The organism is Pseudoalteromonas sp. NZS37 (assembly GCF_015864265.1).
Classification (GTDB): domain Bacteria; phylum Pseudomonadota; class Gammaproteobacteria; order Enterobacterales; family Alteromonadaceae; genus Pseudoalteromonas; species Pseudoalteromonas arctica.
In genome coordinates, this window is record NZ_JADYXL010000005.1 from 179,995 (window position 1) to 203,415 (window position 23,421).

The 23,421-nt window shown below is 34.7% G+C and carries 21 protein-coding genes; 17 read left to right on the forward strand and 4 right to left on the reverse strand.

The window, feature by feature from the left end; all coding sequences use genetic code 11:
• Nucleotides 1-69 precede the first annotated feature (69 nt).
• The 4 genes from I6F47_RS11365 to I6F47_RS11380 are packed head-to-tail and all read right to left on the reverse strand — an operon-like array spanning nucleotide 70 to nucleotide 4,716.
• Nucleotides 70-1,416 (reverse strand): O-antigen ligase family protein, encoded by a 1,347-nt coding sequence (locus I6F47_RS11365; RefSeq protein WP_231609215.1) that lies wholly within the window; start codon nucleotides 1,414-1,416, stop codon nucleotides 70-72.
• 33 nt (nucleotides 1,417-1,449) lie between these two features.
• Nucleotides 1,450-2,001: a hypothetical protein gene (locus tag I6F47_RS11370; protein WP_197101846.1), complete on the reverse strand. Its 552-nt coding sequence runs from the start codon at nucleotides 1,999-2,001 to the stop codon at nucleotides 1,450-1,452.
• Nucleotides 2,002-2,024: 23 nt separating this feature from the next.
• Entirely contained in the window at nucleotides 2,025-4,034 is a 2,010-nt protein-coding gene (locus I6F47_RS11375) for a bifunctional diguanylate cyclase/phosphodiesterase (protein ID WP_197183874.1), read from the reverse strand.
• On the reverse strand, nucleotides 4,018-4,716 hold the full coding sequence (locus tag I6F47_RS11380) for a transglutaminase-like cysteine peptidase (protein WP_165721454.1): 699 nt from the start codon (nucleotides 4,714-4,716) through the stop codon (nucleotides 4,018-4,020). The genes I6F47_RS11375 and I6F47_RS11380 overlap by 17 nt, the downstream gene beginning before the upstream one ends.
• A gap of 292 nt (nucleotides 4,717-5,008) precedes the next feature.
• On the opposite strand from I6F47_RS11380, the gene galU reads away from it, so the two are divergent.
• The 17 genes from galU to I6F47_RS11465 all read left to right on the forward strand — a co-directional run bounded on the left by galU (nucleotide 5,009) and on the right by I6F47_RS11465 (nucleotide 23,420).
• A complete protein-coding gene (galU, locus tag I6F47_RS11385; RefSeq protein WP_197183875.1) occupies nucleotides 5,009-5,899 on the forward strand; it encodes a UTP--glucose-1-phosphate uridylyltransferase GalU in 891 nt (296 codons plus the stop codon).
• Nucleotides 5,900-6,012: 113 nt separating this feature from the next.
• A complete protein-coding gene (locus I6F47_RS11390) occupies nucleotides 6,013-7,017 on the forward strand; it encodes an NAD-dependent epimerase (RefSeq protein WP_197183876.1) in 1,005 nt (334 codons plus the stop codon).
• A gap of 2 nt (nucleotides 7,018-7,019) precedes the next feature.
• The gene (locus tag I6F47_RS11395; protein WP_197183877.1) at nucleotides 7,020-7,913 is read left to right on the forward strand and encodes a sulfotransferase family protein; all 894 of its coding nucleotides are present in this window, start codon (nucleotides 7,020-7,022) and stop codon (nucleotides 7,911-7,913) included.
• A complete protein-coding gene (locus tag I6F47_RS11400) occupies nucleotides 7,910-9,349 on the forward strand; it encodes an oligosaccharide flippase family protein (protein ID WP_197183878.1) in 1,440 nt (479 codons plus the stop codon). Before I6F47_RS11395 ends, I6F47_RS11400 begins: the two co-directional genes overlap by 4 nt.
• Nucleotides 9,350-9,437: 88 nt before the next feature.
• On the forward strand, nucleotides 9,438-10,481 hold the full coding sequence (locus I6F47_RS11405; protein WP_197183879.1) for an acyltransferase family protein: 1,044 nt from the start codon (nucleotides 9,438-9,440) through the stop codon (nucleotides 10,479-10,481).
• Nucleotides 10,478-11,629, forward strand: coding sequence for a glycosyltransferase family 4 protein (locus I6F47_RS11410; RefSeq protein ID WP_197183880.1), 1,152 nt, complete (start codon nucleotides 10,478-10,480; stop codon nucleotides 11,627-11,629). Before I6F47_RS11405 ends, I6F47_RS11410 begins: the two co-directional genes overlap by 4 nt.
• The gene (locus I6F47_RS11415) at nucleotides 11,630-12,739 is read left to right on the forward strand and encodes a glycosyltransferase family 4 protein (RefSeq protein WP_197183881.1); all 1,110 of its coding nucleotides are present in this window, start codon (nucleotides 11,630-11,632) and stop codon (nucleotides 12,737-12,739) included.
• Nucleotide 12,740: 1 nt separating this feature from the next.
• Entirely contained in the window at nucleotides 12,741-13,679 is a 939-nt protein-coding gene (locus tag I6F47_RS11420; protein WP_197183882.1) for a glycosyltransferase family 2 protein, read from the forward strand.
• The gene (locus tag I6F47_RS11425; RefSeq protein WP_154903323.1) at nucleotides 13,679-14,248 is read left to right on the forward strand and encodes a serine acetyltransferase; all 570 of its coding nucleotides are present in this window, start codon (nucleotides 13,679-13,681) and stop codon (nucleotides 14,246-14,248) included. The genes I6F47_RS11420 and I6F47_RS11425 overlap by 1 nt, the downstream gene beginning before the upstream one ends.
• A gap of 2 nt (nucleotides 14,249-14,250) precedes the next feature.
• Complete coding sequence (locus I6F47_RS11430) at nucleotides 14,251-15,288, forward strand: glycosyltransferase (RefSeq protein ID WP_154903321.1); 1,038 nt, start codon at nucleotides 14,251-14,253, stop codon at nucleotides 15,286-15,288.
• Nucleotides 15,288-16,454 (forward strand): O-antigen ligase family protein, encoded by a 1,167-nt coding sequence (locus I6F47_RS11435; protein ID WP_154903319.1) that lies wholly within the window; start codon nucleotides 15,288-15,290, stop codon nucleotides 16,452-16,454. Before I6F47_RS11430 ends, I6F47_RS11435 begins: the two co-directional genes overlap by 1 nt.
• Nucleotides 16,447-17,424 (forward strand): acyltransferase family protein, encoded by a 978-nt coding sequence (locus I6F47_RS11440; protein WP_197183883.1) that lies wholly within the window; start codon nucleotides 16,447-16,449, stop codon nucleotides 17,422-17,424. The genes I6F47_RS11435 and I6F47_RS11440 overlap by 8 nt, the downstream gene beginning before the upstream one ends.
• Nucleotides 17,425-17,482: 58 nt before the next feature.
• A complete protein-coding gene (locus tag I6F47_RS11445) occupies nucleotides 17,483-17,869 on the forward strand; it encodes a 3-phosphoshikimate 1-carboxyvinyltransferase (protein WP_197183884.1) in 387 nt (128 codons plus the stop codon).
• Between the two features lie 193 nt (nucleotides 17,870-18,062).
• Nucleotides 18,063-19,466 (forward strand): undecaprenyl-phosphate glucose phosphotransferase, encoded by a 1,404-nt coding sequence (locus I6F47_RS11450; protein ID WP_197183885.1) that lies wholly within the window; start codon nucleotides 18,063-18,065, stop codon nucleotides 19,464-19,466.
• A complete protein-coding gene (locus I6F47_RS11455; protein ID WP_182733223.1) occupies nucleotides 19,450-20,670 on the forward strand; it encodes an outer membrane beta-barrel protein in 1,221 nt (406 codons plus the stop codon). Before I6F47_RS11450 ends, I6F47_RS11455 begins: the two co-directional genes overlap by 17 nt.
• Nucleotides 20,670-21,194: a polysaccharide biosynthesis/export family protein gene (locus tag I6F47_RS11460; RefSeq protein ID WP_182733222.1), complete on the forward strand. Its 525-nt coding sequence runs from the start codon at nucleotides 20,670-20,672 to the stop codon at nucleotides 21,192-21,194. The genes I6F47_RS11455 and I6F47_RS11460 overlap by 1 nt, the downstream gene beginning before the upstream one ends.
• A 21-nt stretch (nucleotides 21,195-21,215) precedes the next feature.
• Entirely contained in the window at nucleotides 21,216-23,420 is a 2,205-nt protein-coding gene (locus tag I6F47_RS11465) for a GumC family protein (protein ID WP_197183886.1), read from the forward strand.
• The last annotated feature ends 1 nt before the right edge of the window (nucleotide 23,421 follow it).

Below are 23,421 nucleotides of genomic sequence, written 5' to 3' on the forward strand. Positions count from 1 at the left end.
GCAGAGCTTGCTCGCGTGAGAAGCGCAGCTTCTAATCACTCTATATTAGGTAATTACTTGGCTTTGTATTTAACTATGCTCTTTTCGACTTCGTTTAGACGCGGGTAATTTACTACTTAATATCGCCAAACATAAAATAGTCATAAACAACATTGAGTTTGCACCCGCTTGTAAAGAGTAATCTACCAACGAATGCAGCAGCATATCTATAATTGCAATGGCACAACCAAAAGCAACGCCCTGAAACAACGCTGTTTTACGCTTTCGCATAGTCGCTATACATAACCATAAACAATAAAGTATAAGTGAGCCCAGTGCAGCTGTAGTGGGTATACCCAGCTCTACTGCAAACTGTATGTAATCGTTATGAGCATTATCGTAGTAACCCGAATAAGGCTCAGACTGATACGCCGGAAACGCAGTATAAAATGTACCACCACCAGAGCCCAACAAAGGCTTATCTAAAATAAGGGGTATTGAATCACGCACAACTTCGTCACGGGTTTCTGATGAAATACTGGTTTCGCTAATACGCTGTTTAACTTTTTCTACATCAAATATAGCACCAATGATAATCAAATCGATTATAAAAAAACTTGTTATAAGTAGTTTAAACGCTTTAGGTTTTTGCTTGTAAATAAAAAACGCGAGTAAGCTAACAACCATTAATGCAATAAAAAACGCCGAGTTACCCATACGGCTACGGGTTAAAATTAACGCCACAATAATAATAATTAACGAAATACGTAAAATTATTTTTGAGCTCAAAAGTATTTCAGTCCACGCACGAAGTGTTTGTTTTAATGTTTGTTTATAATCGCTAGTTGAGCGTTTTAGCTCGCTCACTAAAACACCAATACCTAAACACAAACATAAAGCTAAAAAGTTAGCTAAAAAGTTAGAGTAGGTAAATGTACCAATAGCACGTTCGGTATGTTTATAGCCAAATAGCGGGCTAATTATATCTGGCGATAGGTTTAAATAAGTGGCATACAAAGCTTGAAAAACGCCTGCACTTATAATTGCATATATTAAATTTTTAATACGCTTTTCAGTATTACAATAAATAAATAATAGCCAACAAAATAAAATCATAAAACTTGTTTTTATAAGCATTTGTTTTGTTTGAAACGGGTCAAGGCTAACGCTAAATATTTGTATAAAGCAAATTAAAACAACAGCACCAAGTGCAACAAATAACGGCCAGGAATACAATGGAGGATAGAGGGGCTGCTTATTATTTATAGCGCTATTAATTAAATGAACTAAAAAAGTAGCACCAATTAACAAACCAATAGCTAAAATAGCCCAAGGGCGGTAGCTACCTAAGGGAATAGGTAGTAAAAAAAGTATTGCGCATAGCAACAAAAATATAAAACGATTCAATGTAAACTCATAAAGTAAAAACGCAGCCATAGGCTGCGTTTGTATTATATTTTAGAAGAGTGTTTAGTTACCAACTTCAGATATACCAGCATCACCACCAGTGCCACCAGTACCAGGCGGTACAGTAACTGTAGGTAAAACAACAACAGGAGGGGCTGCAACCGGAGTGCCATCAGTAGGACCCGCAGCAGTAGCTTCAGATGCAACGGTGGCATCTATACCAGCAGTGATTGCAGCAATAGTTACCGCATCACTATCTGCTCCAGCAGTTACTAAGGCTGCTAAAAAGTCAGAAATTAACGCATTATCTGCACCTAAAGAGGCAACAACCGCGTTAATTAACATATCAAGTTGTTCAGCAGAACACGTGGCGTTTGCAATAGGCGAATCAAGGTCCATAGGACCCATGTTTTGACAAAATTGCTCAATGGCAGCCACTAACTCTCTTTGTAATTCTTCTGGCGTAATATCATCAGGAGCATTATTCAAAATATTTAGTAAGTTAGTAAGGCTGTCAGATTGTACTACAACATCAGAATCTGCTTGTGAGTAAACAGGTGAAACAGTAAAAGCCATTGCACCTATTAATAAACTCTTTAAAAAAATCGATTTCATCTTGTGTCCCTTTAAGTGAGTATCTAATTACAGAATTTTAGCGTGTCTGTGCAAAAAGTAAACTCTTTATTAACGTTATCACGGTTCTTACTTGTAAGTACTTTAGAAGGCTCCATAATTAAATTACCTTGTACACCATCACAGCCTAAATTTTCAAGCATTTTTAATGTTTCGGGTTTTTCAATTAAGCATGCCAACACTTTAATACCAAAACCATGACAAATATTATTAACGGTTTGAATAAAAAATTGGCTTTGAGAGTTATCTAACAAGTCTTGAATATAACTGCCATCAATTTTTACATATTCAATATCAAGACCTTGTAAATACCTAAACGACGTTAAGCTCGTTCCAAAGTGTTCTATACACACATTAATGCCAATATCTTTAATTGCATCTATATGCTTTGAGGCTATGTGCACATTATAAAGTAAACTAATTTCATGTAACTCAAATATAAGGTTAGTTTTAATAACAGGTTTAGTGTGGGCATAAAGAGTAAGCCATTGTATAAAATCAGCCGAATATAAAGACGCCTTACTTACGTTTAAAGCAAATACGTCATCAGGGTATTGTTCTTTAACGTTTACAAAGTTACGAATTATTTTTTTGTCTAACTCTTCGGTTAAATTAAGCTTTTCGGCCATAGCAAATAAATGGCCATTATTAACCTTTTCACCTTCATGGGTAAAGTGGGCAAAAGCCTCAAAGTAACACTGCTTATTTTGTGAGTTAGCGCGTTTAACTGGCTGCACTGAAAAGCTAACCTCGCCAGAGTCAATAATCGATTGAATAAGTGTACGCCATTGTTTAACACTAAATAGCGTGTCTTTATCTATTTTGTTAGTTTCTATTGTATCGCCAATAGTGCTACCTGTATCTAAAGCAGATAAAACACTACCAATAGACGAGCCTTTATTTACTTCTAATATTGCAAAATTAGCAAACCCATTAACGTGTAAGCTATTTTTTTGTTTACTAAAAGCATCAGTAATTTCTAAGCGGGTTCTATTTAAAAACTGCGTATCGTAAGGAATAAGCGCTATAAAAGTACTACCATTTAACCTAAATATTTTAGAGTTAGTTAGGTTGCCAATAATTTTAGTAAGAATAACGCTTACATCTTTCACATGGGCGTCACCATCTTGATAACTAACAGTTTGGTTTATATTTGTAAGTGAAGGTAGGGTAATCATCATTGCAGTAAGTGGAGCATCAATGGTTATTGTGTCAACAACCGAGCTAAAGTGATTTTCAAATAACTTTCGATTACCTAACCCTGTTAAAGAATCAATATAAACTTCTTCTGTTAAGGCTTGGGTTTGTTTAGTTAAAGAGTCAAAAGTACTTTGTAAGTTAATAACCATATTATTTATAGCTTTGGTTACAGTGCGCAGCTCTCGTGCAACAGGTATTTCTTCGTTTAATGTAAAGCGCTTACGAGTAACAAGGTGAGCTTGATGCTCAACTGCTTTTAAAGGCTTAAATACTTCGCGTAATATTAAAAAAGCAACTGCAAGCGAGGCAATAAGTATTAAAAAAGAACCATAAAAGCTGCGTTTTGTATGCTCCCACAACGTAACATAAGACTGCCCAGTATGGCTTGTAACCTCAAGTATACCCGCCATAATCCAACCATTATTTAGCTCAGACTGCATAGTCGGCGCTTTTAAACTACTTAAAGCAATAAACCAATTAGGCACAGACTCAACACGCTTAGGATTTTCCAGATCAAATACAACTTGGCTTTGTGAATTTGTAAATTTAATTTCTTTGTAGTAACCAGAATCAAAAATAGCGGTAGCCATTGTTTCAGCTATTACTAAGTTTTCTGGATCTAAGTAAGGCGAAATAGAAAGCCCTAAGCTGGTAGCTGTGTCTTGGGCATGGCTTCCCATTTGGGTTTGTAAGTAATCGCGGGTGGTTTCAACATCTGTAACTACTCGAACCACAAATGAAACAACCGAAATAACGATTATTAAACCGTAAACTTGGGTTTTAAGACTCAATCCATTTTTAAAAAGTCGAGACATAACTGGTAGTTCCTTTAATGTTACTTTTAATGGGAGCAAGCTCACCTTGTTCAATTCGCTCTAGCATAGTATTCCAAGCCGACACACCACGGCTATTTTTTACCTTATTGCCTAACCCTTTCGATTTTGCTAACCAAAGTCCTTGACCATTAAAACTGTAAATAGGCGTTAAATCGGGGCGCTTATTTGCGGGAAGCAGTTTAGTATTAAAGTTACCTAAAACAAAGGGTATTCTGTTTGGATCTTCTATATATATAAGTACCATGTGGGGTTGGTTTACTGTGCGCTGTCGTACATACATTAAACGTATTTTATCTTCAGGAACACCTAGCGCTATTAACGTAAAATATTTAGCAATAACGTAATCTTCGCAATCACCCATGCCAACACCTAAGCTCTCTAGCGGGGTAGCCCAGTAATCTTTTTGCTGCCAAAGATCTTCATCGCTTTTATATTTAATGTGTTTATTAAAAAAATCGTTAACAAGGTGAATTTTTTTCCATTCGCTTTCACCAGCCGAGTCATCAATAAAATTAAGCCAATCTTTAATTCGTTTATGGCCTTCGTTGCCATACTGTTGCTGTGCACGGGTAATAATATCGCTATTACGCAAATACAAAAGCATATCTTGTGCACATACAAAAAACGACACAATAAATAAAATGCAAAGCCCTAAGCGCACAAATGTTCCTTAAGTTAGTAATCCTTAATAAATAACTATACCAGTATAGTATTATTACTTTTAAAAAGGTAGATCATCAAAAAGAATTAGATGCCCCAATATGACTCACCCTGACTAGTTTGGTGCAACATAAAATTAACAGAAAAACAATCTAAAAGGATGCTTTATTTATTGAGTCAAACATTATGGTGTGTATAATAATGCTAACACAAGGTATGTGAAGCACGTTATATGGAAGTAAACTTTAGTTTCTTCTTTATATATTTACAAAATAATAATGAAAGGAATTAAAGTGAAAGTTTTAAAAGCCGTATTACCTGTAGCTGGTCTTGGAACACGTATGTTACCAGCCACAAAAGCCATTCCAAAAGAAATGCTGCCTCTGGTAGACAAACCACTTATTCAATATGTAGTTAACGAAGCCGTACAAGCAGGTATTAAAGAAATAATACTTGTAACTCACGCCTCAAAAAATTCAATCGAAAACCATTTTGATACCAGCTTTGAGTTAGAAGCCACGCTAGAAGCACGTGTAAAGCGTAGTCTGCTAGAAGAAGTACGCTCAATAGTTCCAAAAGACGTAACCGTAATTTCGGTTCGTCAATCTGCGCCTTTAGGCCTTGGCCACGCAGTACTTGCCGCCAAACCAATAGTAGGCAACAACCCATTTGCAGTAATGTTACCTGACGTAATTATTGATAAATACAAATCAAATCCTAAAACCGATAATTTAAGCCAAATGATCGACCGCTTCGACAAAACAGGCCACAACCAAGTAATGGTAGAGCCAGTACCAAAAGAGCAAGTACACCAATATGGTGTGGTTGACCTAGCCGGTATAAAAATTAACGCGGGCGAAAACGCAATAATTAAAAACATGGTAGAAAAGCCAAATACCGATGAAGCACCAAGCAACTTAGCTATTACAGGCCGTTATGTTGTATCGCCTGCTATTTGGGATTTACTAGAGTACACACCTCCTGGTGCCGGTGGCGAAATACAACTTACCGATGCATTACTGCAATTACGCCACTTAGAAACACTTGAAGCATACCATTTAAAAGGCCAGTCACACGATTGTGGTTCTAAATTAGGCTATATGCTTGCCAACGTAGAATATGCAATGCAATCAAGCCATATGGGTGAAGAGTTTACCAAAGCAGTTAAAAAACTGGTTTCGTAACTTACTTGTATAATCACAACCAAATTTAATTTGTATTTAACGGTAATATTTAAACGCCAAAATAGCAGTGCCTGAAATTAAATTAATAAAGCAAATTTAAAGGATTCTTACAAATGAAATATCTCGTAACTGGTGCCGCAGGTTTTATCGGTAACTTTGTGGCTGAACGCTTATGTAACGATGGCCACGAAGTAATAGGGCTAGATAACCTAAACGACTATTACGATCCGGCATTAAAACATGCAAGGCTTGAGCGTATTAAACACCTTACTCAATTTCGTTTTGTAAAAATGGATTTAGCCGACAGAGACGGCATAGCAAATTTATTTAAAGATGAAAAATTTGACCGCGTAATACACCTAGCAGCACAAGCTGGTGTGCGTTACTCAATAGAGAATCCAATGGCCTACATTGACTCTAATTTAGTGGGCACTGCTACTATTTTAGAAGGGTGTCGCCACAATAAAGTACAGCATTTAGTATATGCATCATCAAGCTCTGTTTATGGTATGAACGAAAAAATGCCATTTTCGACTGACGATGCGGTAGATCACCCAGTATCGCTGTATGCAGCTACTAAAAAATCAAATGAGTTGATGGCGCATAGCTATAGCCACCTATACGACCTACCAACAACAGGGCTGCGCTTTTTTACAGTGTATGGCCCTTGGGGCCGTCCAGATATGGCCCCTTACTTATTTACCGATGCAATATTAAATAACCGTGAAATTAAAGTTTTTAATAACGGAAAAATGAAACGTGACTTTACCTACATAGACGACATTGTAGAAGGCATTATTCGCATTCAAGACGTAGTTCCAAAAAGAGACCAATCAAATAGCAATACCTCGCCAGAGTCAAGTAAAGCACCATACCGTGTATTCAATATTGGTAATAACGAACCCATTGCATTAATGACCTTCATTGAATCAATTGAAAAAGCAGCAGGTAAAATAGCCGACAAAAATTACATGCCAATGCAAGCAGGCGACGTACCAGCAACATTCGCAGATATAGATAGCTTACAAAAAGAAGTTGGCTTTAAACCTAATACAAACATTGAATATGGTATGCAACAGTTTGTTGATTGGTACCGGAGTTATAACTCAGGGAAATAATCATGAAATGTATATTTATTGGTGGGGCAGATAGAAGCGGTACAACAATGCTTGCTTCGCTGCTTTCTAAAATTGAAAAAAGTGTCGTTACTCCTGAGTCTTTATTTAAAAATGAAGTTTTAGCTGAACAACCCTTTTGTACAAAAATATACTGTGATTTACTAGAAAATAACGAGCGGTTTAAACTTTGGGGTCTTAACATCGAACCCCTAAGAGATAAAAAACACCGTTCGTTTGAAGAATTCTACAAAGACCTAGTTAGTTTGTATTGTGGGAAAAATGATGTTTTATTCTGGATTGATCACTCACCGAATAATTTAGTTTATTCTAAGTGGCTAAATGATATTTTTAGTGAGTGCTACTTCATACATATTGTACGTGATGGGCGTGCTGTTGCCCACTCACAGATACCACTTGAATGGGGCTCAAATACCTATTTAGATGCATCTAGAGCTTGGAACAACAAAATTTTATATGGGTTTATTACTCAAGCATTATTTCCTAATAAAACTCTTTTAGTAAAGTATGAAGACTTACTCCATAACGAAGTAAATGAAATAAATAGAATTATAAGTTTTTTAAATAATCCCAACATAATAAAATTAAATAGTGTCAAAAATGAATTTTTACCTGAATTTACTAAGTCTCAACATACTTTAGTCGGGAAAGCACCTGATGCTAGCCGAGCAAGTGCATGGAAGGGTAAAATGACAAAACAAAACATAGCAGACTTTCAATACTACGCTAAAGATACTTTAAATTTACTTGATTATAAATTAATAGAAACTGATGGTTTTAAAGTAACTAAATTACACTTAATTAAAGAGTATTTAAAAGAAATCTGGTTTAAAAAGTTTGTTAACCCAAAAAAATATACAGATAAAAGAAAAAAATGACATTAAAAAATAAAATTATTAGTGGCTCCTTATGGAGTTTTATAGGTAATGCTTCATTTCAATTATCTGGGTTAGTTATATTCATAATCTTATCACGTATTTTATCTCCAGTTGATTTTGGTACTGCAGCATTAGCCATCGTTTTTGTCGAGCTAACAAACACAATTGTTAGGTACGGATTAGTTGAAGTAGTTGTACGTAGTAAAAATAACTTAAATGTAGAGAATAGTATTTTCTTCGCCACTCTATTAATTGGAATAGCTTCGTCTCTATTTTTTATTTTTGCATCTACTTATTTAGAAGTGCTATTTGAAGCCCCTGGCCTTGCAATATCATTACAAATACTTTCAATCGTACCTGTAATGCAAGCCTTATCGACAGTACCAGAAGGGTTACTTAAACGTGATTTTAAATTTAAAGCACTTGCTATAAGGTTATTGCTCTCATCATTATTTTCCGGTGCTGTAGCTATTTACCTTGCTTATGCAAACTATGGTTTTTACAGTTTGATAATCCAGAAAATATTATCAATTTTTTTATCATTATTACTTGTGTGGAAGGCAATTAGCTGGAGCCCTGTATTAAGTCTATCCGTAAGTGGTATTTTAAATACATTAAAGCAAGGCCAACCTATATTATTAAGTTCACTGGTTGGGCAGGGGATATTTAGATTTGTTGAACTTATAATAGGTTTTTTTCTAGGAGTAGTTGCATTAGGTTACTTTAAAATTGCAGGTAAATTGCTCGACGTTATTGTGCAATTTACAATAAGACCAATTGTTGATGTCTCTTTTTCAGCTTTCGCCAATTTACAAAGCAATACTAATGAACTAGAAGCTTGTTTTACAAAATTTCTTACTACTACAGCGTTGTTTGCGTTACCTATATTTGTTGGTGGCTTTGTTATCGGTGACGAAATGGTGTACTTAGTTTTTGGCGATAAATGGTCTGAAAGCGGAGTTATATTTTCTATATTGTGTTTAAGCGGTTTTAGCGCTTCACTGAATTACTTTTTTGCTCCGCTGTGCCATTCAACACATAACTCACATATTCCGTTTAGGTTACGTGTAGTCGAGTTTATAGTTGTTATTGGGCTTGTTAGTGTTTTTTCTCAGTATTCAATTTACCATGTGGCGTATTCTAATGTTGTAACAGCAACAATATTGTCGTTGAGTATGTTAGTCGTTTTAAAGAGGAAGTTCGGTTTTTCTATTAATGCCATTATGAAAGCATTATTACCTTCGATAATATCCTCATTAATTATGGGAGGGATATTATATATAGTATTGCATTTGTTTTTTACTGATATAACCTCAGCTCTTAAAGTTATTTTTTCTGTGCTTATTGGCTGTTCTATATACATTATAATTTATAAAATTATCTTCCCCAAAAGAGTGCAGGAAATACTTAATAACTTGAAGAAATTAAAAGGTTAATCTTATGAATAGTGAATAAATTAAATATTTATATTTGTTATAAACAGAACTTATTTTTAAATGCTTTTTTCACTGTTTTCGAGGGATTATGAAATTATTGTCTTTACAATTTTTGAGAGGGTTAGCTGCAATTATTGTAGTTTTTTACCATGTTCATGGTTTGATTATTAAACGACACGCTGAGCTAGGTGCAGAGCATTCTTTTTGGCTTGCAGAAAATCAGTTTGTAAAGATAGGGGCAATAGGGGTAGACATATTTTTTATATTGTCTGGCTTTATTATTTTTTATACCTCAAGAAATACAAATGATATAGGTTTATATCTTAAAAAAAGAATTGTCAGAATATATCCTATTTGGTTTGTCGCTATATTTTTTATGAGTGTATTAGCTTTATTACCTGGATCTTCAGCTGTGTTTGACGGGCTGCATGTGTTTTATTCATTATTATTAATTCCACATGTTTACGAAGGGGCGATTGTTCCTTTTTTAAAGGTAGGTTGGACTTTAAACTATGAAATTATATTTTATATGTTATTTGCTCCCACATTATTGCTTGCTGCATCTAAAAGGTTAGAAGTAATTACTGTTTTTATAATGGTACTTTCTATATTTGCACATTTAACTGATTTAAATTTAGCTATTATAAGCTTATTAAAAAATCCGGTATTATTTGAGTTTGTAATAGGTGGTTGGCTAGCAAAACTATATTTGTCGGGTTACAGAATGTCGAAAAATATTATGCTTGTAGTGGTTATATTTGGGAGTTTATGGTTATTTATGTACTTCACAACCCCTTATTTATGGGAGTACACGTCTTTAATATCAAGAGCACCTATAGCATTGTCTGTTTTTATTTTGGCAGTACTTTACACACCAATAAAAGATATGAAAATTCATAAGTCATTTGTTTACTTAGGTGATGCCTCCTATTCAATATATTTATTTCATATGTTTCCTATTATGATTATAAGTGGGATTTTTGGACGAGGGCTCATCCCTAAAATACAGTATGTTCCACTAGTAGTAATTTGGTTTGGTATTACTTTAATTAGTGTGATATTTGGCTGTTTTATTTATAATATTATCGAAAAAAACATCAACATTAGATTGAGGGAATATATATCTAAATGAAAATTTTAATGCTTACATGTCAATACATGCCAGATGTATTTGGTGGTGCTGAAAAACAATGCGGGCGAGTCTCTAAAGGGATTCAAGCTGAGGGAGTTAATGTACATATATTAACATCACGCCAAAAGTTTAAAGGCAAAGCAAATGAGGTGATGAACGAAGTTCCTGTAACGCGTTTATATTCGCCAATAGCCCCTGACTTACTTGGTCGCTGGTTACCTTTTTCAGTATATTGGTTAATTAGGGTGTTAATTTGGGGTATGTTTAATAGTAAAAGCTTTGATGTAATACATTGTCACCAAGGTAAGTTTGGTGCTTTTGTAGGTTGCTGCTTGGCACGTTTATTTAAAAAGCCAATATTAATTAAGGTAGGTAACTCTAACCAGTTCATGGATTTCAAAGCATTAAAAGCTAAAAAAGTTATTGGGCCAATAATGGCTGATTTTGTATTAAAAACTGAGCCTACAGTAGTCGCGATATCTGGCGTGATCGCACAAAACTGTAAAGAGTTTGGCTTTAAAAATATTATTAATATACCAAATAGTATTGATAAAAGCTTAATTGATACTGATAGCCCAGTTTTAAATGATAAAAATGATTCTGTAATAAATCTTTTTTATCATGGTAGGTTAGAGCAAATTAAAAAAGTAGATGTATTAATGGAGACGTTTGCATTGCTTAGCAAAAAGCATGAGCAAGTGCATTTTCATTTAATAGGTAGTGGTAGTGTACTACCAGCAGCAAAAAAATATATTGAGAAAAATAACCTGCAAAAAAAAGTAACATTTTATGGTGAGGTTGACGATCCGGTAAACTTTATTAAGCTATTTGATATTTTTGTTAATGCATCAGAAGCTGAAGGATTTTCGAACTCATTACTTGAAGCTTTATTAGCGGGAAAGGTATTAGTGTCTACACCTGTAAGTGGGGCTAGTGATGCTATTTTCACAGATAAAAACGGTTATATTGCTACAGGTTTTAGTGCAGCTGAAATTGCTAAAAGTACAGAAGATGGCATTGCATTACACAATAAAAATAGTGGTGAAGTGCAAGCTTTTTCTGAGCAGTTGATTACATCTAACTTTACAGTAGATGTAATAGCAAAAGAATACGTAAAGCTTTATAAAAAATTACTTGGAGCTTCATAGATGAAGGTTTTAATAGGGATGACGCGTTCGGATACTATTGTATCTGGTTCATTTAAGCATATTTGCCAAATTGGCGAAAAGTTTAGAGACGAAGGTGCTGAGGTAGTATACGCACTAGGTGGTAACGGCGATGCGATAACTAAATTGCGAGCAGCTGGTTTTAAAGTGCATGCTTTAACTAATTTAAAAAGAGATTTAAGCCCGCTGAGCGATATTTGGTCATTGTTAAAATTAATATGGTTGATTATATCGGAAAACCCACAAGTTTGTTCTTGGCATACAGCTAAAATAGGTGCGCTTGGGCGTATAGCTGCAATGCTTACTTTTAAACGCTCTTATTATGTTCCGCATGGTGTGCCTTTTGTTAATACACCCGAAAATAAGGGCTTTAAAAAATATGAGCGACTTGAAAAATTACTCTCTTATTTACCTTCAAAAATTATAGGTGTGTGCGAGTTCGATAAAAACGAGTATTTACGAATAGGCGTGCCCGACAAAAAGTTGTTAGTGATACGAAACGGTATGCTTGGTAAATTTAACGATACGTGGGAGCTAACCGACAAGCCCGTTAATTTTATTACCGCAGCCCGTTTTGAAGATCAAAAAGACTACACCACGCTTGCTCAAGCGTGTAGCTCTTTATTAAGCCAAAGTAAACCTTTTACTTTAAGTATATACGGCGATGGCCAGTACGAAGCTAAAGTAAAGCAGTTATTTGCTCACTTTCCTGAAGGGGTAATAAACTTTTGTGGTGTGGTTGACAACTTTGCCGAAAAACTAACTCAAGCTGATGTATTTATACTCTCTAGCTTTTGGGAAGGCTTACCACGAAGTATTATTGAAGCTATGGCATGTAAAAAAGCAGTAATTGCATCTGATGTTGGAGGCTGTTCTGAGCTAATAATTAAAGGCGAATCGGGCTATTTAATCCCTATTCGTGATGCATCTACAATGGCTATTGCTATGAGTGAATACATTAATAATAAGGCTAAAACAGTGTCACATGGTGATGCTGCTTACACGCTATATAAACAAAAATACTCGCTACCTGTAATGCTGGAAAGCTACGCAAAAGAATATGGCGTAATAAAAAGTGGTGTAACCAATTAATATGCCTATTAAATTATCACTTATATGCCCTGTTTATAAAGTAGCTGAATTTATACCTGATTTAATGCAAAGCTTACTGCAAGGTGTTAATAGCGATCAAGTTGAGATTATTTTTGTTGACGATTGCTGCCCTGAAAATTCAATAAGCCTGTGCGAAAGCTTTATTTTAGAGCATAAATCAGATATAAATTTTAATTCAACAATAATTAAGCAACCGATTAATAAAGGCCAAGCTGCTGCTCGCAATGCCGCATTACTCATTGCAAAAGGTGAGTACATTGGTTTTATAGATTCTGACGACGCAATTGCATCCAATTATTGGGATGTACTCTCATCTTATGTAACAGTTGGAACAAAGGATATAATTGAGTTCGCTTTTGAAGAGTTTAACTCTGTTTTACCGTTAAGTGTTAGCAATACAGTTATTGAGAGTGAATCCACGAATACAGCGTTATTTGATACCGGCTTTTTTGTTTGGACACGGTTATATAAAAAAGAAATGCTCAAAGGTCTTAAATTTCCTGAGGATGTAATTTATGAAGATATTTATTACAACATTTATGCATTTTCTATGGCTGAATCAATATTGATGCTCTCTAATACTCTTGTTTATTATCGAAAAAGATCAGGTTCTACCACAAGTAAAAGAACATCATCGTACTCTAATTTATTGCTTAATATGACGAACGCAGTTAAAGCAACATTACATAGCTTTGATAATAAAGAAGAGGTTGTTGCTCAAGTTGCAAGATACTCTCTGCTAGTAAGTTTAAAGGGATATACGATTAAAGACCGCCTAGATCGAAAATTGTTTTTTAAAAACTGCAAACATATAAACAGAGCTTTTAAAGATACTTTTAAAAAATACAATAATTCGCTGGTAGCAAAGCTTAAGTTTATAGCTTCTAGTTCTATTTGTTATGTGGGAAGGTTTCTTTAATGAATTTATCGCAAATAAAAATTTTAGTTAAGTCTGACTTATACAGATATACTAAAAAAACAAACAAAAAAACATTTATTAAATCCTTACTAAGCAACAGTTATTTTAGATTTCAAGTCTATCTAAGGATGTCTAAATCAAATAATTTTTTATTATCGTTTATATTTAGATTATTTAAAGCAGGCTTGGGGAAAAAAGTTAATATACAGCTAAATTATAACGTAGCTATAGGCTACGGTTTGTACATCCCCCACGGTAATATTGTTGTTAACTCTCAAGCAACAATAGGAAACAACTGCAGTTTGCTACAGTTTGTATCTATTGGTGCAATACATAATGGTAAGTCTGCAACAATTGGTAATAACGTTTATGTAGGGCCCAATGTAAATTTGGTCGGAGATATTCGCGTTGGCGATAATTCTGTTTTGGGTGCAGGCGCTGTAGCAGTAAAAAGCATCGACAGTAATAAAGTTGTTGTTGGTGCACCTTGTAAGGTTATTAAAGATGTAATTGATATAAACATGTACTGCGATAATTTATGTGATGATACTTGGGCAAGGAAGCTATAAAAATGCAAAAAATAGTACACATTACCAATGATTTACAGCGTTTAGGCGGTGTGCAGCGCTTGCTTGTTGATTTAATGACGCTACAAAACAGTGACTTTAAGTTTGAAGTGATTTTAACACGTGGTAAAAACGAATATATTGATGAGTTAAAAGCTTTAGGGGTAGAGGTATTCCATAAAAACGACTTAGGTTTTTTAGGTGTTATAAAGCGTTTAAATGCAGCGGATTTAGTCCATACCCATTTATACCCATCAATCTATATTGCGTATTTTACAAATACGCCAACAATAGTTACAGAACATAACCCGCATTACAGGCGCCGAGATTTACCCTTTATAAAAAGCCTTGAAAGTATCATTTACAAAAAATTTAAAAAAATAATTTGTATATCGGAAGGCGTCAAAACTAAATTTTTAGAAAGCATTAAAGTTAGTAGCTCAAAAGCTTATGTTATAAATAATGGCGTTAATTTAGATCGATTTTCTCAAACGGCTAAAACACTAAGTGCTGACGCTAAAGTGATTAACATAGGCATGGTTGGTCGTTTTGCACCACAAAAAGATATTAAAACCTTATTAAAATTAATGACTCTGCTTGATGATCGGTTTGTACTTAATTTAGCGGGCGATGGTGAACTAAGGTCTGAGTACGAAGCTTATGCATTAAGCATAGGTGTAAGTAACAAAGTTAAATTTTTAGGCCAAGTTAACGATATACCCACTTTTTTAGATTCACTTGATGTTTATATACAATCTTCCCACTGGGAAGGGTTTGGCATTGCAGTAGTAGAGGCTATGGCAGCAGGGTTACCTACATTTGCTAGTAATGTTGAAGGTTTAAATCATGTTGTTGACCAGAACTCATTATTTGAGGTAGGAGATAAAAAGAGCCTTGCATTTAAAATTGAGGGTTTGGTTAATGACGCTGAGCGATTTAGCCATGCCTCTCAGTTGTCTATAGTACGTGCTAAAAAGTTTTCGATTCAACAAACCGCTATAGAGCATTCAAAAGTGTACGCTAGTTTAATGGAACTAAACTAATGCAGCTTTTTAACTTCAAGTATTCTAGAACAGAAATGATTAGTTTTATAATTGTTTGTTCAATTTTCCCATTATACTTATCCATGTTTAGATACGGGGTTTTTGGCGCTCTAGTACGCCTTTCTGATTTGCTGTTATTAACATTAGTTGCAATTAAATTATTAACTACACCAAAAGTTTTTTATAATTTTGCTCAGGTAAAAATTATCCCAGTATGGTTATATATTGGCTATATTTTAACTAATGGGGTGTATAACGACAACCTATCATCGTCAATAAAGGAGTGTATACAGCTTTTATGGATAATGACGTATTTTATAATTGCTTCATCATATGCAAAGAAAAATAGTCGACTATTTCTTGAGTTAACAATTGTTTTTTTAATTATATCTGCAACATACACGATGCTTTACCATTTTTCTGAAGGACATTTAACGCGTTATAAATCAGCTAATGATGGGAAATATGCATTTGGCTTGCTCTCTTTACTTTTATTATTAAAATCGAGTATGTTTTCTGACCGCCAAGCTTTTAAAGTGTTTTTAATAAGCCTGATACCTCTTTTTATGTCTATGGAGCGTAAAGGAATATTTGGCGTAATTTTAATTTTTATTTTATTAGGTGTTATAAAATTAATAAAAGTTAAACCTAGTCTAGGAGAAATGAAACTATTGCTGTTGAGTGGTTTTTTAATTGCTGGAAGTATGCTGTATCTTTTTGATATTTCTGCTTATATTGATTATAAAATTTATCAAAGTAACTTTTTAGATGAAGGGATCGCACTTTACACTTCCAATGTTCACCGAGAAAATTTACTTGTTAATGCATATCAAATAATTAGCGAACATCCTCTATTGGGAGTGGGTTCTGACCAGATTACTTACTATATGTTTGACTATTATTGGGACGAACGTTTAATAAATGGCGCGCATAATTTTTATCTTGATATGCTTGTTCAATATGGAACAATAGGATTGTTATTTTTATTGACTTGGTCCTTTTATAACATGTATTCATGTTATAAAAGTGGTCTATATCACAAGGAGTTATTTTTATTTTATGCTTACTGTATATTTGTTGTAACTTTTATGGCAGTAGGCCAAGCTGTTATGTTGGTTTTTTTTATGCCTTTCCTAAATCCTAATATGTTTTTAAATCATGATTAATTCAATTCAATACTTAAGAGGAATTGCTGCTATTTTAGTTGTTTACTATCATTCAACTATAAAATCAGTACAAAATAACCTACCAGATGCTGAAGTTTTTAGTTTTGGGCAAGCTGGAGTAGATCTTTTTTTCATTATTTCAGGATTTATAATATGCTTTTCAACAGACAAGCATAATTTTTCTGCAGTTAAATTTTTAAAATCTCGTATTTTAAGAATAATCCCACTTTATTGGTTTTTTACCTTGTTAGCATTGGCTGTTTTTATAGCTCTACCAGATTTAGTTAATAGTAGTGGTGGTGAAACAGTGGTCTTTAAATCATTTTTCTTACTGCCAACAGACGATAAATACCTGGTACGAAATGGGTGGACGTTGAGCTATGAGTTTTATTTTTATTTTATATTTGCTTTGTTTGCTATCTTTTTTGAAAAAAGAAACATTGTCTTTCTACCACTAATATTGCTGGCAGCGCTCGGTTACATATTTTCAATAGACTTTTATTTCGACAACTATTTGCTAGAATTTGCAATGGGAGTTATTTCTTATAATATTTTTAAATATAAACTACCTGTAAGATATGATTTTTACTTACTTTCTATAATTTCATTATTTTTATGCTTAATATACTTATATGATTTTAAGTCAAAAGTTATTTATTACGGCGTCCAAATGTGGTTCATATTCCAAGGCTCTCTTTTATTAGAGCGAGTAGCTAAGCCTATAAAACTATTAGAAGGGTTTAAAAGGCTTCTATTTAAGTTAGGCGACTCTTCTTACTCTTTGTATCTATCGCATGCTTTTTCATTGGTAATTATTAACAAATTGGTTATGTACTTGTTTCCTACAGTCAATAAAGAAGTGTATTTATTTGTACTTACATCTGTGTCTATTATCGTCGGCCACTTTGTGTACACTTTTGTTGAGCTGAATATTAACTTATATTGTAAGCGTCTATTTAATAAAAAATAACATTCTTACTAAAGGCAAATGGCTTTTAAAATTTAATAGTAATATGTAAGGGCAACGCTTGAGTAATATTAAACAAGATCCATCAATACGAAATTTACTTAATAGGATGCCTGAAGAGGTCCAGCAAAGTTTTACTGAAGAACAATTATCTCATCTTAAAATAGCCATTGGCGCTAGGCAGTGGGGAGTCCATGCCGTAGATTGCAGAGGTGTTGTTAGATTATTTAAGTACAGATATTACTTTGTATTATTAGCGGGTCGAAATAGGCGACAATTAAGTGCAACCGAAAAAAAAGCCTCTGCCATAGCTCAAGCCACTGTTGTGACATTTGTTTTTTTTATAGTGCTGTTATTTATTTATTTATTAAAATCGGCATTGGGTATAAACCTGTTTGAAGGTTTTTCATTAGGAATATGGACTTATTTTAAAAGTTTATTTTTGTAATTTAAATATAAACAAAATTTAAATGTTTATATTTGTTTATATTTTATCAATCATAGGTTAATTTGGTTGCGGACTGTTACACTAATTTAAGTTTTTAAAAGCGGCATTATTGAATACAGATAAGTAATACGTTAATATTAATTTATAACTATGTGGATACTTATTCACTGTACTTTACTTAGGGACTAAAAGTATGAAGTCGTCAAGGACGTTTAAGCCTAATAGCTCATCCGATGCTAGTTTTTATCGTTTATTCGATATATTCGCGTTATTTTTAGCCTTTCAATGCTCTGCACTCTTTTATAGTTTTGAACTGACAGCTCATTATATGGTAGCTGTTTTAACTGTTGCACTAAGCTTTTTATATTGCGCCGAAATATTTTCTGCTTATCGCTCTTGGCGTGCCGGCAAATTTAAAACTATGGTTTTGTGTGCATGGGGCTCTTTATTAGTTGCCTTTAGTATTTTATTTTTTATATCTTTTATGTTTAAGTTTACCGAATCGCTTTCGCGTATTGGTTTAGGCTTATGGTTTTTACTTAGTGTGGTTTATTTGTATATATGGCGCTTTGGGGTGCAATTATATAAACGAAATCGCCGTAGTTTAGGTATGAACTTACGTAACGTTGCAATAGTAGGTGCTACAGAGTCTGCTGTTTATTTGTATGACGAGATTGAAAAAAACGATGAGCTTGGTTTTAAGTTTTTAGGCTTTTTTGACGACCGTAAACCAGAGCGTTTATTTAATAATGTAAAAACGTACGAAATATCCGGAACTATTCAAAATGCTATATGTGCTGCCCGCGAAGGTAAAATCGACATACTTTATATAGCACTCCCAATGAAAGCCGATAAGCGTATAGCCGATTTGTTACTGCAACTTGGCGACACCACGGTAGACGTACACTTTATACCTGACTTTTTACTCTCAAACTTAATACATGCCCGTGTTGAACACGTTGGCGATGTAGACACGCTAAGTGTTTTTGAATCTCCTTTTATTGGTGCTCGTGAGTTTATTAAACGCACCGAAGACATAATAGTTTCGTCAATTATATTACTGCTTATATCTCCTATGCTTATTGCTATAGCGTTTGCTGTTAAGTTTACCTCTAAGGGGCCTGTAATTTTTAAACAAGACAGATATGGGCTTGATGGGCGTAAAATTAAAGTATGGAAGTTTCGCTCAATGACGGTAACCGAAAATAGTGCAGTGGTCACCCAAGCCACTAAAAACGATGCCCGTATTACAAAATTAGGTAGTTTTTTACGCCGTACTAGCCTTGACGAGTTACCGCAATTTATAAACGTGTTAAAAGGCGATATGTCAATAGTAGGGCCACGCCCACACGCCGTTGCTCACAACGAAGAGTATCGTAAAAAAGTTGAATTTTACATGTTTAGGCATAAAGCTAAACCAGGCATAACCGGTTGGGCACAAATTAATGGCTGGCGCGGCGAAACCGATACGCTTGATAAAATGGAAAAACGCGTTGAATACGATTTACATTACATAAAGCATTGGTCTTTATGGTTAGATGTTAAAATTATTTTTATGACAATTTTTAAGGGATTTAAAAATGCAAATGCATACTAAAAAATCAGTTATACCTTGTGCTGTAGTTTTATTGTCGGCAACGTTGTCTGCTCCAGCATCGGCCGAATTTACGCCAGGCAGCTTTATGACCAAAGATGGTGCCGAAATTACCCCAGTTTTGCAAACGGGATTAAGCGTTAACGACAATGTTTTTAATACACCAACCGACGAAGAGTCGCGTGTAATTTGGACTATTTCACCAGGTGTTGCAGCGGTAATAGACGATGGCCCCGATAGCTACAAATTAAACGTTGGTACCAGTAGCTCTTTATATAATAAAGATTCTGTTGATAACTTTACTCAAGTTAACTTGGGTGCCGGTGTGCATAAAGAGCTTACCAGCCGACACGTTTTTGATATTAACGGTACTGCTGATTGGCTGTATGAGCCACGAGGTACTGGTTTAACGCAGGGCTTGGGTGATATTGTTGATGAGCTAATAAAGTATCAACAACAAGATATTACTGGTACTTATCAGTTTGGTTCGCAAACATCTAAGGCACAATTAGAGTTGGTTTCTGGTTTTTACAGTAAAAAATATCAAAATTTTAGAGCTACATCACAATATCGTGATTACGATAAAACGCTAGTTGGTGCAAAAGGGTATTACAACACGCAAGCTGCAACACGTATGTTTGTTGAAGTAACCCGCGATGACTTCCGGTACGACGTTTTAGAGTCTAGTGGTGTTTCACGTAATTCTGACGATATTAAAGTGCTTTTTGGTATGGAGTGGGAAGCAACGTCGCTTACCTCTGGCACATTTAAACTTGGTTATCAAAACAAAGACTTTGACGATAATCAGCGTGAGAGCTTTAGTGGCTTAAGCTGGGAGGCTGGCATTACTTGGCAACCTTTAACTTACTCTACATTTGATTTTACAACCAGTAGAGCGGCAACAGATCCACTGCTTGAAGGCGATTACATTAAAGAAAGCACCTATGGTGTTAAATGGAAACACGATTGGAGCGACTATTTAGCTTCTGTAGCAAGTGTGAGCTACATAGATGAGCAATACACTGGCGATATTGGCCGTAACGATAAAACAAAAAGCGCTCGGCTTGGCTTAAATTACCAAGCTAATAACTTTGGTTTAATTTCGACCTATGTTGATTTTATTGATAAAAACTCGAATCAGCCATTAATTGAGTTTGATCGAGTAATAGTGGGTGTTAACTTTACGTTTGCTTTAAAGGCTAATTAATGAATTGTAAACTTTTTTTTAGTGCTGCTTGCTTATTTTTAAGCGCAACTTGTTTTGCACAAACGGCGCAAGACTATGTGTTGGGCCCGGGTGACAAAGTAGAAATAAAAGTATTTGGCGAGCCCGATTTAGAGGTAACTGCATTGCTAGGTAATAGTGGTGAGGTTAATTATCCATTTTTAGGGGCACTTAAACTTGCCGGGCTAACTACCTTTGAGGTCGAAAAGTCCATTGCTAATGGCTTACAGCCTGATTATTTAAAAACCCCAAGTGTATATGTTCAGGTTGTTGAGTATAGGCCCTTTTATATTCATGGTGAGGTCAAATCTCCTGGTGCTTATCCTTACCAGCCAGCTATGACAGTTAACCAAGCCGTTGCATTAGCGGGTGGTTTAACTGAGCGAGCATCAACTGATAAAATTTATATTTTTAAAGAGCAAACTAAGCAGCAGCAACAAAAAGGCACCCTTAATAGCCAAATTGCAGCAGGCGATACAATAAAAATAGAGCAACGCTTGTTTTAAGCAGTTTATAGGCACTAAAAAATGAATAAAGCATCAGAAAAATTTAGTAACGAAGAAATTATTGATTTGAGAACATACCTTAAAGTTATCGCACGTACTAAATGGAAAATTTTAAGTTTTGCTATAGTTATTACACTGCTTAGTATAATGATTTCTTTAACTTTAATTCCTAAATATACTGCAACAGCTACATTATTAATTGAAGCTGAAGCTGCTAAAGCTGTAAGTTTTGAAGAAATTTACGGCCTAGATACTAATCAAAAAGAGTACTATTTAACCCAGTTTGAGGTAATGAAATCTGACAGCGTTGCTAGGGAAGTCATAAAAAAACTTCATTTAGGTTCATACGATGATTTTATTGCTAAACCTAGCGTGATGGGTGAGGCAAAATCTTACATAAAAAATGTATTTCCTTTTTTGAATAAAAACGAAGAAAGACATTTATCAGCTGAAGAAATAGCTGAGCGTGATATGTTGATTTTACTGTCAGTATTTAAATCTAAACTTTCAATATCGCCTATTCGTAAAACTCAGTTAGTAAATATAAGCTTTGAGTCAAGTAATCCGAAATTAGCAGCTTTAGTTGCTAATACTGTAGGTGAGGTTTACATTGATAATCAAATGCGTGCAAAAATGGGGATAACTCAACAAGCCTCTAATTGGCTAAATTCTCGGCTGTCGCAATTACGTATTCAGTTAGACGACTCAGAAAAGCGCTTACAAGACTTTAGAGAAGATCAGCACCTTATTGATATTGAAGGTATAGCAGGCCTTGCAACACAAGAGCTTGAGCAAATATCGGCTCAGTTAATTGAAGCGCGTAATGAAAAAAACAAGCTTGAGAGCATTAATCGAGTTATAACCGAATACGGTAACAACAATCTTGAGTTATTAGGTAGTATGCCTGAAATAACTTCGCATACTGTTATTCAAAACGTAAAGCGTGATGTAGTTACCGTTGAGCGCAAGTTAAGTGAGTTAAGTGAAGTTTATGGCCCTAAACACCCTAAAATAATATCGGCAAGTGCAGAGCTTATTACCGTTAAAAATAACCTTAATAAACAAATTAAAGGGCTAATTACGGGTATTGAAAAAGAGCTTAATAGGGTTACAAGAACCGTTGGCGCTCTTGAAAATGATTTAAGTAATATAAGAGCGCGTTACCAAGATATTACCCGTAAAGAAACTCAATATAACCAGCTAAAACGTGAAGTAGAAACTAACCGTAATATATTTAACACGTTTTTATCACGCTCTAAAGAAACCGAAGTAACAAGCGATTTTACCTCTGCTGCAGCACGCTTTACCGACCGAGCTTATGCGCCGAGCATCCCAAGTAAACCTAATAAAAAGCTTATTGTAATACTTACGTTTGTAGCGAGCTTTATTTTTGCAATAGTTATGAGCTTTATTTTTGATGCCCTTAACGATACCGTTAAAACTAAACCAGATGTTGAAAGCAAATTAGCTCAGCGTATGCTAGGGCTAATCCCGCAAGTAAAAATACCTAAAAAAAGTGTACTGCCTATGCATGCATATCTTGACGAAACGTATAGGCGCTTTGCAGAATCAGTACGAACATTTCGTACCAGTTTGCTTTTAACTCAGCTTGATAAACAGCATAAAATAATTGCAGTTACCTCTACATCGCCAGGTGAAGGTAAAACAACAACATCTTCTAACTTAGCCATATCGTTAGCCCAAATGGGTAAGGTACTGCTAATTGATGGTGACTTACGTAAGCCAACTATTGCTAAGCGATTTGAAATACCTGTTTATCACCCTGGTTTAACAAATTTAATAGTGGGTACAGAAGAGCTAAGTGAATGTGTTCACATTGATGAAAAATCAGGTGTGGTAATAATGCCAAGCGGGCAAATACCAAGCAACCCACTTGAGTTATTATCAAACATTAAGTTTGCACAGTTAATAGAACACCTTAAAAGTCAGTACGACCATATAATTATTGATACACCACCAACACAAGCTGTGAGTGATGCATTAGTAATAGCTCAAAGTGCCGATTCGGTAATATATGTTGTAAAATCAGACGTTACACGTATAAAACCAATTAAAGCAGGCCTTGAACGGTTATTTGAGGTAAAAGCACATGTAGCGGGTGTGGTGCTTAATCAGGTGGATATGAATAAGTCTAACGATGAACACAGCTATGGTTACTACGACTACCACGATTACTCTAAAAAACCTGAACCAGAAAATACTTAAA